Raw genomic sequence first — 7,671 nt, forward strand, 5'->3', positions numbered from 1 at the left:
TCGCAGCCACGATGTGGCTGCCCCGGCTCGACGCGACCGTGGCGATCGCCGTCACCGTGGTGGTGCTCGCCGCAGTCGGCTTCGTGACGCCGTCCTCGCGCCACCGCGAGTCGATCGCGGTCGACTCCGGAGCGTGACGGCGGTGCGGCGCCGGTGGGAGTGCGAGGCGACGCTCGACCGCGGCGACCACGGCCTGGGCGCGACACGGCTGGGCGACCACCGCGTCGGCCTGATCGAGGTGACCGATGCCCTCCGGTGGGTGCCGCGCCAAGGGCTCGAATGGTCGCTGCCGGTGACGGAGCTGACCGTCGCCGCCGCGCCGCGCTGGCGCGGCCTTCGTGACGGGCTGGAGGTGAGACACCCCGTGCCCGGCACGTTCCGCATCCGGCCGATGCGCGGGTCGCGCCACGCGCGCAGGCTCGCCCGGGAACTGGTAGCGCGGGGCGCTCGGCAGGCGGTCCCCGGGGACTAGCACGCACTCAGGCGCCGGCGCCGCCCTCCCTGGTGCGCGTCAATCGGGCTTCCGCGCTCGGGTTAGCATCGGCGCCATGAGGGAACTGGTGCTGACCTGGCGCGCGCTCGCGCCTGCCGCCATCCTGGCTGCGATCGGGGCCAACCTGTGGACGTCGGTCTCGAACGGGGACTTCCGGTTCTTCGACTTCTTCGGGTACTTCACGAACCAGACGAACCTGCTGGCGGCGGCCGTGCTGCTGATCGCGCTCCGCTACACCGGGCGCGAGCGCCCCGTGTGGGTGGAGTGGGCGCGCGTGTCCGTCGCCACCTACCTGGTGATCGTCACGGCGGTGTACTGGACCATGCTGACCCACGAGAACGTCTCGCACCCCTGGGCCAACCTGATCATCCACGGTCTGAGCGCCGTGGTGCTCGTGGTCGACTGGCTGGTCGAGGGCCCACGCCGTCCCCTGCCGCTGCGCGGCGTCGGGATCGTGCTCGCCTTCGGGCTGGCGTGGATCGCCGTGGTGCTGGTGCGGGGAGCGACCGACGGATGGGTGCCGTACCCCTTCCTGGACCCTGTCAACGGCTACGCACCGCTCGCGATCGTGATCGCGAGCCTCATCATGGTCGGGCTGGCGATCACGGTGGCCCTCACGCAGCTGTCGCGGTGGCGCGCGGTGGTTCCGGCCGATGCACACGCGGAGATGCCGCAGTCCCGGCGGGTGGACGCGGCGTAGACCCAGGTATTCGGCCTGTGTCGGCGCGATCCGCTCGCAGCCGACCGGCGTTGGCACTAGCGTGGACGGCAGGGAGGAAGCCGCACCCCCACGTCGATGCGGCTCGATCGCGATGACCACGAGCAACTCGTCCTCGGCCGCTCAGGCCAGCCAGCCCATGACCTCGAAGACGCTCGCCAAGTGGGTCTTCTGGCCGGCTGCCATCATCATCCTGGGCTTCGTGGTCTTCGCCATCGTGGCGCCCGGCGTCGCGGAGAGCTTCTTCGACTCCATCCAGGCCGGCATCATCAACGGCTTCGGCTGGTACTACGTCCTGATCGCCGCGGCCTTCGTGGTGTTCGCGCTCGTGATGGGCTTCTCGAAGTTCGGCAACATCAGGCTGGGCAAGGACGACGACCTGCCACAGTTCTCGATGTTCTCGTGGTTCGCGCTGCTGTTCGCGGCGGGCATGGGCATCGGCCTGGTGTTCTACGGCGTCAGTGAGCCCCTCGCCCACTTCGCGGACCCCCGCCCGGGCGTGACGGGGTCCCCCGAACGCCTCGCGCAGCAGGCGATGGCGCAGACCTTCCTCCACTGGGGCATCCACGCCTGGGCCATCTACATCGCCGTCGGTCTCGCGATCGCCTATGCGGTGCACCGGCGCGGGCGACCGGTCTCGATCCGCTATGCGCTGGAGCCTCTGCTCGGCAAGCGCATCAAGGGCGGATGGGGCAACGTCATCGACGTCACGGCCGTCATCGGCACGCTGTTCGGTGTCGCCACCTCGCTGGGCCTGGGCGTGCTGCAGATCTCCTCCGGCCTCGAGAGCATCAACCTCGCCCAGCCGGACACCAGCACCCAGATCATCCTCATCGTCATCATCACGATCATCACGATCTTCTCGCTCGTCACCGGCCTGCAGCGCGGCATGAAGTGGCTGTCGAACATCAACCTCGCGCTCGCACTGTTCCTCCTGCTGTTCGTCCTGTTCGCCGGGCCCACCTCGTTCCTCATGCGGGAGTTCGTGCAGTCCATCGGCGCGTACATCCAGGAGTTCGTGGGACTCGCGTTCAACGTGTCCGCGTTCCAGGCCGCGGCGGGCGAGGCGTGGCAGGCGTCGTGGACCACGTTCTACTGGGGCTGGTGGATCTCGTGGGCGCCGTTCGTGGGCGTGTTCATCGCGCGCGTGTCGAAGGGCCGCACGGTGCGCGAGTTCGTGTGGGGCATCCTCCTGGTCCCCACGCTGATCACGATGCTGTGGTTCTCCGTCATGGGCGGCACTGCGCTCTACCAGGAGCTGTACAACGGCGGTGGCATCCTCAACGCGGACGGGAGCGTCGACTACAACGGGTCGCTGTTCGAGATGCTCGAACTCCTGCCGGGAGGCACCGCCCTGGTCATCGGAGCGATCTTCCTCATCGCGGTGTTCTTCGTCACGAGCTCCGACTCCGGGTCGCTCGTGCTTTCCATGCTGACGACCGGTGGCGACGAGAGCCCCAAGCGGTGGATCCGCGTGTTCTGGGCCTGCACGACCGCGCTGGTCGCGATCGCGCTCCTGCTGTCCGGCGGGCTGTCCGCCCTGCAGACGGCCGCGATCATCACCGCCCTGCCGTTCTCTCTGGTGATGATCGGCATGTGCATGGCGACCATCAAGGCGTTCAGGCGCGAGCGACAGTCCTACCTGCGTGCCAACCGTGCGGAGTTCGTCGACCACATCACGGAGACCATCGGCGAGTCGTATGGGCTCGAGCCCACGAGTCCGCTGGTGGACCCGGAGGGCGACCGCACGCGCCTGCCACACTGGGGGAGGTGGCTCATGCCCCCCAAGGCGCAGGCCGCGCGCGCGGAGCAGGAGCGCGCAGAGGCGAAGCAGGCAGCTGCCGTGGCGGCGGCGAGCGCGCAGGAGACTGAGTCCGGCACGGTGGATGATCCCCCGGAGTACGAGTCACTCCACACTGACGAGATCGTCCGTCCCCTCGACGACGAGAGATCCTAGACTTCTCCCACACGGAGATCGGTCCGCCTCATCGCAGGTGGCGGGGGCGGCTCCACGTCGGAGGCCTCGCACCGTGGCTCACCGCGTCGCTGTCACCTTGCGCAGACCACGCGGTGCGTCGGGGTCGAGCCCGCGGGCGAGAGCGAGCTCGAGTGCGAAGCGCTGGATCGGAAGGATCTCAAGGAGCGGCGCGGTCATCGAGTCGACGGACAGCTCGTGCACGTGCGCCAGGGGCGCCTCGTCCACCGCCTCATCCGTCGGCGCCGCCAGAATCGGGAGGACTCGCGCCCCGTTGGCGCGCGCGGCTCGGGAGAATCCCATGACCGACGTCGCCCCCGCGCCCGCCGTAAACGCCAGCACCGGCGTCCCCGGCACCACCTGACCGAGCGGTCCGTGAGTCGCATCCGCAGCGCTCCAGCCGGAGGCAGCGATCGCGCTGGTCTCCATGAGCTTCAGCGCGGCCTCCTTCGCCGAACTCATCGATGTGCCGCGCCCTACGCACAGGACCCGCTCGCTGTCAGCCCACTCGAGCACCCTCGGCACATCCCGGCCAGCCGCCTCGAGAACGGCACTGGCATCGCGCGCAAGGTGCGACACGTCGGGCACGTCGATGCCCGCCGCGCGCGCGAGCACGATCAACACCGCCAGCAGCTCGGCCGTGTAGGTCTTGGTCGCCGCCACGGAACGCTCGGGGCCCGCAGCGAGGGGCACGTGCACGCTCGCGAGCCCTGCGAGTGTCGATCTGTGGCTGTTGGTGAACGCGATCACCGGCGTACCCGCGTCGCGAGCAGACTGCACCGTCGCGAGCAGATCGGGGGACTCGCCGGATTGCGACAGCGCCAGCATGACGGCCCGTGGATAGTGCAAGTCGACAGCGTCAACCGTCATGGAAGCGGGAGTGGCGAGCATTGCAGGCGTTCGGAGGAGCCGATGCGCCAGGTACTGGCCGTACTGGGCGGCGTGGTCAGACGAGCCGCGCGCGGCGAACACCAACAGCTGCGGCCCATGCCTCACGATGAGCTGAGCGGCAGCATCGAGCGCGTCTGCCTGGGTTCGGGCCAGATCGAGCCAGCGCTGGGGCTGCTCGGCGATCTCTGCGCGCATGTGAGCGCCGGGCACCCGCCCTGCTGTCATGACGCGAGGCCGGTGATCATCGCGACGAGCTCGTTGTGGCTCGTCTCGCTCACCACGCGCGTGCCTACCTGCGTGCCGCGACGAAGCACGGTGACGCGGTCCGCGACACGGAAGACCTGCTCCATGTTGTGACTCACGATGAGCACCGCCGCGCCACGTTCCTTGAGCTTGAGAATGGTCTCCTCGACGCGCGCAGTCTCGGCGACCCCGAGCGCGGCCGTGGGCTCGTCCATCAGGACCAACCCGGATGCCCAGTGCGTCGCGCGCGCGATCGCAATGCCCTGACGCTGTCCACCGGACAGGTCGGACAGCTGCGCCCTCGCCGACGGGATCCGAATGTCCAGCTCGTCGACGAGCTCCTGAGTCTCGCGCGCCATCCGCGCGCGGTCAAGCGTGCGCAGCGGGCCACGGGTCAACTCCCTCCCCAGGAACAGGTTCATGTACACCGGCTGCAGATCGACGAGCGCGAGGTCCTGGTAGACGACCTCGACACCGCGCGCCCGAGCGTCGGACGGATCGGAGAGCTCTGCCCGCTCGCCCGAGATCCAGATCTCTCCATTGGTGGGCTGGTAGAGACCGGAGATGATCTTCACGAGCGTGGATTTTCCCGCGCCGTTGTCGCCAACCAGGGCAACGATCTCGCCTGGCTCGATCTCGAGATCGAACTGCTGGATTGCGGTCACCGCGCCGAACTGCTTCGAGATGCCGGCAAGGCGCAGCGGGCTGGTGATGGTGGGGGTGGCAGTCATCGTGATCCTCCGTACGCGAGCGCTTGATCGACACTGAGGGGCCGCGAGCCGTCGGCGGACCAGATGCCGTGGACCACAGGGGCACCGGTGCCGACTCCGCTCACCGCCGCGGTCAGCCCGCGCGTGACGAATACCTGCGGCCGGAAACCGAAGACCACGGTGTCGCCGGCGGCCACGGGCCCGGCGTCGACGCCGATCGTCGCGTAATAGTCGATAGCGTTGGCTGCGGGCATATCAACCGGACGGGGCTGCACGTCGTCGGGCTCGACCCCTTCACCCACCACCAGCGCGCGCGTGGACGCGTCGCCCAGAACTGGATCGACATAGAGACCGCCGCCGAACACGAAGGCCTCACCGCCATGGAGGTGGGACACCTCGGAGACGTAGACGATCGCCGGGTCCTCGACCAGGTCGGCGACAGCGTGCAGAGGCGTGGTTCCCGTCAGGCCATGTCCCGGCTCGACCTGGGTCGCTCCTGCCGCAGCCAGAGTCCCCAGGATCGACGTCGACGTCGTCCCCGGCGCGTTCAGCTCGACGTTCTCTCGACGTGCCGCGAGCAGGCGCTCCTTGGCGCGCGTCAGCGTCGCAAGATTGGGGGTCGAGCGGGCCTCGCCCGCTTCGGCGTCGAACAGAGTCGCCGGGAAGGAGGTCACACCCCCGAAGCGCAAACCTGGGATAGCGTCGATGGCGTCCGCAGCCGCCACGACCTCGTCGGCCGCGAAGCCGCCCTCGTGACCTCGGTAGAAGCGATCCCCCGGCGCCGCGATCCGGAGCAGGACATCCTGCGTGCGTCCGGCAGCCCGCGACGCCGCCGCGGCCTCATGAGCCTTGGCCTCGCTGAACACCGTCCAGAACAGCGGCTCAAGAGCGGCCGCCTGGCCGGCGCTGTGGCGCGGGATCTGCACGAGGTGACCCAGATGGCCCGTGCGCAGACCCCCGGCGCGAGCTGCCACTGCACACTCGAGGTCGACGCCGACGGCGTGCGTGATCCCGCGCGCCGCGAGGGCCGCGGAGACATCGGGATTGCGGCCGATCTGCTTGGTCATCGCGAAGGGCGTGACGCCATGGACGCGACACTCGGCGAGGAAGGCGTCCGCGTTGCGGCGAACGGCGTCGAGATCGATCACGGAGGTGTTGGGCGGGATCGCGCCTGAACGGTGGAGCTCTACCGCATCGCGGACCAGCGCCGGGTTGCGTCGACGGATGAGATCGAGGAACAAGGTGGGTACTCCCTACTGGCTCTTCTTGCCGCGCAGCGACAACGAGACGGCGATGAGGATGATGGCGCCACGCACGATCATCTGCTGAGAGACGTTCAGGCCCGAGAGGATCAGACCGTTGTTGATCATGGACATCAGGAGAGACCCTGCGACCGCGCCCACGATCGACGCCTTGCCTCCCGTGAGCGCGGTGCCACCGACGATGACCGCAGCGAGCACAGTCATCAGGTCGGCCTCACCCAGGGTGTAGCGGGCGCCCCCCAGTCTGCCGTCGTACAGGATTCCGGCGAGCGCCGCGGTCATGCCCGAGACGATGAACACGGCCATCTTCACTCGATTGACCAGGATGCCGGAGACCTGCGCCGCACGCGGGTTGTTGCCCACGGCGAGCACGTGGGCTCCGAACCGGCGTTGACGGAGCACGTGCCAGCCGACGAGCGCTGCCGCGACAGTCCACCAGATCAGGATCGGCACGCCCAGCAGCGAGCCTCCTCCAAAGAGCCAGACGAAGGTCGAGTCGAGCACAGGCACGGATTGCAGATCCGTGAGCTGCCGAGCGAGCCCTGCGATGAGACCCATCGACGCGAGCGTCACGAGGAACGAGGGCAGGCGCATCACCGTGATGAAGAACCCATTCGTCGCCCCCACTGCGGCGCCGACCACGAGGCCCGCGACGGCGGCGATCCACCACGAGCCGGTCGTCTCCAGGACCACGGCAGTGCTGAGTGCGGCCAGGGCGACCGTCGAGCCGATCGACAGGTCGATCGCGCCGATGCCCAGCACCAGGACGGCACCGATCGCCATCACGGTGATGGGCGCTGCCTGGACCACGATGTTCGTGAGGTTGGTCGACGTGAGGAAGTACTCGGTCTGGGTGATGGAGAAGAAGGCGAACACGAGCACGAAGCCGATGTACACCACCGAAGCGCGCCACGGGACGCGGCGCATCACTCCGGCGACGGTGTTGTCGCGAGGCGGCGCGGCGAGCGTTGTCATGAGAGTCCCTCCTGGATCACATGGAGACGGGCGCGCTGGATGGCGCCGATGACGGGACCCGACGGCCCCAAGGAGCTGGTGCGCAGTACGACGTGGCCGCACCCGTAGTGCTCGAGCCATGGCTCGATGAGCGAGGGAAGGTCGCTGCGCCGTCCGATGCCACCGCCGAGCACGATGACGGGCGGATCGACGACGGCGACGACCGCGGCGATGCCCACGGCCGCACATCGGGCGAACTCGTCGAGGGCCGCGAGCGCCGCCGCGTCACCGCGAGCGGCGAGGTCGAACACCTCCGGGGTGTCCACCGGACGCCCGAGGGCGGCGCTCACGCGGGCGCCTATCGTCGGGCCGGCGACGCTGTGCTCGTAGGCTCCAGTCTCCAGCGCCGCCGGATCCTCGCTCCA

8 protein-coding genes are annotated in these 7,671 nt (G+C 69.0%); 3 read left to right on the forward strand and 5 right to left on the reverse strand.

Features of this window, described 5'->3' with window-relative positions; genetic code table 11:
* Positions 1 to 133 precede the first annotated feature (133 nt).
* The 3 genes from QZ483_RS11535 to QZ483_RS11545 all read left to right on the forward strand — a co-directional run bounded on the left by QZ483_RS11535 (position 134) and on the right by QZ483_RS11545 (position 3,168).
* Entirely contained in the window at positions 134 to 472 is a 339-nt protein-coding gene (locus QZ483_RS11535; RefSeq protein ID WP_297084119.1) for a hypothetical protein, read from the forward strand.
* Between the two features lie 76 nt (positions 473 to 548).
* A complete protein-coding gene (locus QZ483_RS11540; protein WP_297084121.1) occupies positions 549 to 1,193 on the forward strand; it encodes a Pr6Pr family membrane protein in 645 nt (214 codons plus the stop codon).
* A gap of 112 nt (positions 1,194 to 1,305) precedes the next feature.
* Complete coding sequence (locus QZ483_RS11545) at positions 1,306 to 3,168, forward strand: BCCT family transporter (RefSeq protein WP_297084124.1); 1,863 nt, start codon at positions 1,306 to 1,308, stop codon at positions 3,166 to 3,168.
* Positions 3,169 to 3,246: 78 nt separating this feature from the next.
* Here QZ483_RS11545 and QZ483_RS11550 read toward each other — a convergent pair whose 3' ends face one another.
* The 5 genes from QZ483_RS11550 to QZ483_RS11570 form a co-directional block, all read right to left on the reverse strand.
* Positions 3,247 to 4,272, reverse strand: a complete 1,026-nt coding sequence (locus QZ483_RS11550; protein ID WP_297084126.1) for an SIS domain-containing protein — start codon at positions 4,270 to 4,272, stop codon at positions 3,247 to 3,249.
* A gap of 26 nt (positions 4,273 to 4,298) precedes the next feature.
* Entirely contained in the window at positions 4,299 to 5,051 is a 753-nt protein-coding gene (locus tag QZ483_RS11555) for an ATP-binding cassette domain-containing protein (RefSeq protein ID WP_297084128.1), read from the reverse strand.
* Positions 5,048 to 6,271, reverse strand: a complete 1,224-nt coding sequence (locus QZ483_RS11560; RefSeq protein ID WP_297084130.1) for an alanine racemase — start codon at positions 6,269 to 6,271, stop codon at positions 5,048 to 5,050. The genes QZ483_RS11555 and QZ483_RS11560 overlap by 4 nt, the downstream gene beginning before the upstream one ends.
* Before the next feature lie 12 nt (positions 6,272 to 6,283).
* A complete protein-coding gene (locus QZ483_RS11565) occupies positions 6,284 to 7,267 on the reverse strand; it encodes an ABC transporter permease (RefSeq protein WP_297084132.1) in 984 nt (327 codons plus the stop codon).
* Positions 7,264 to 7,671, reverse strand: a 408-nt coding sequence (locus QZ483_RS11570) for an ROK family protein (RefSeq protein WP_297084134.1), incomplete at its 5' end; no start/stop codon positions are given. The genes QZ483_RS11565 and QZ483_RS11570, both read right to left, overlap by 4 nt.

The organism is uncultured Demequina sp. (genome assembly GCF_913055775.1).
Lineage (GTDB): Bacteria > Actinomycetota > Actinomycetes > Actinomycetales > Demequinaceae > Demequina.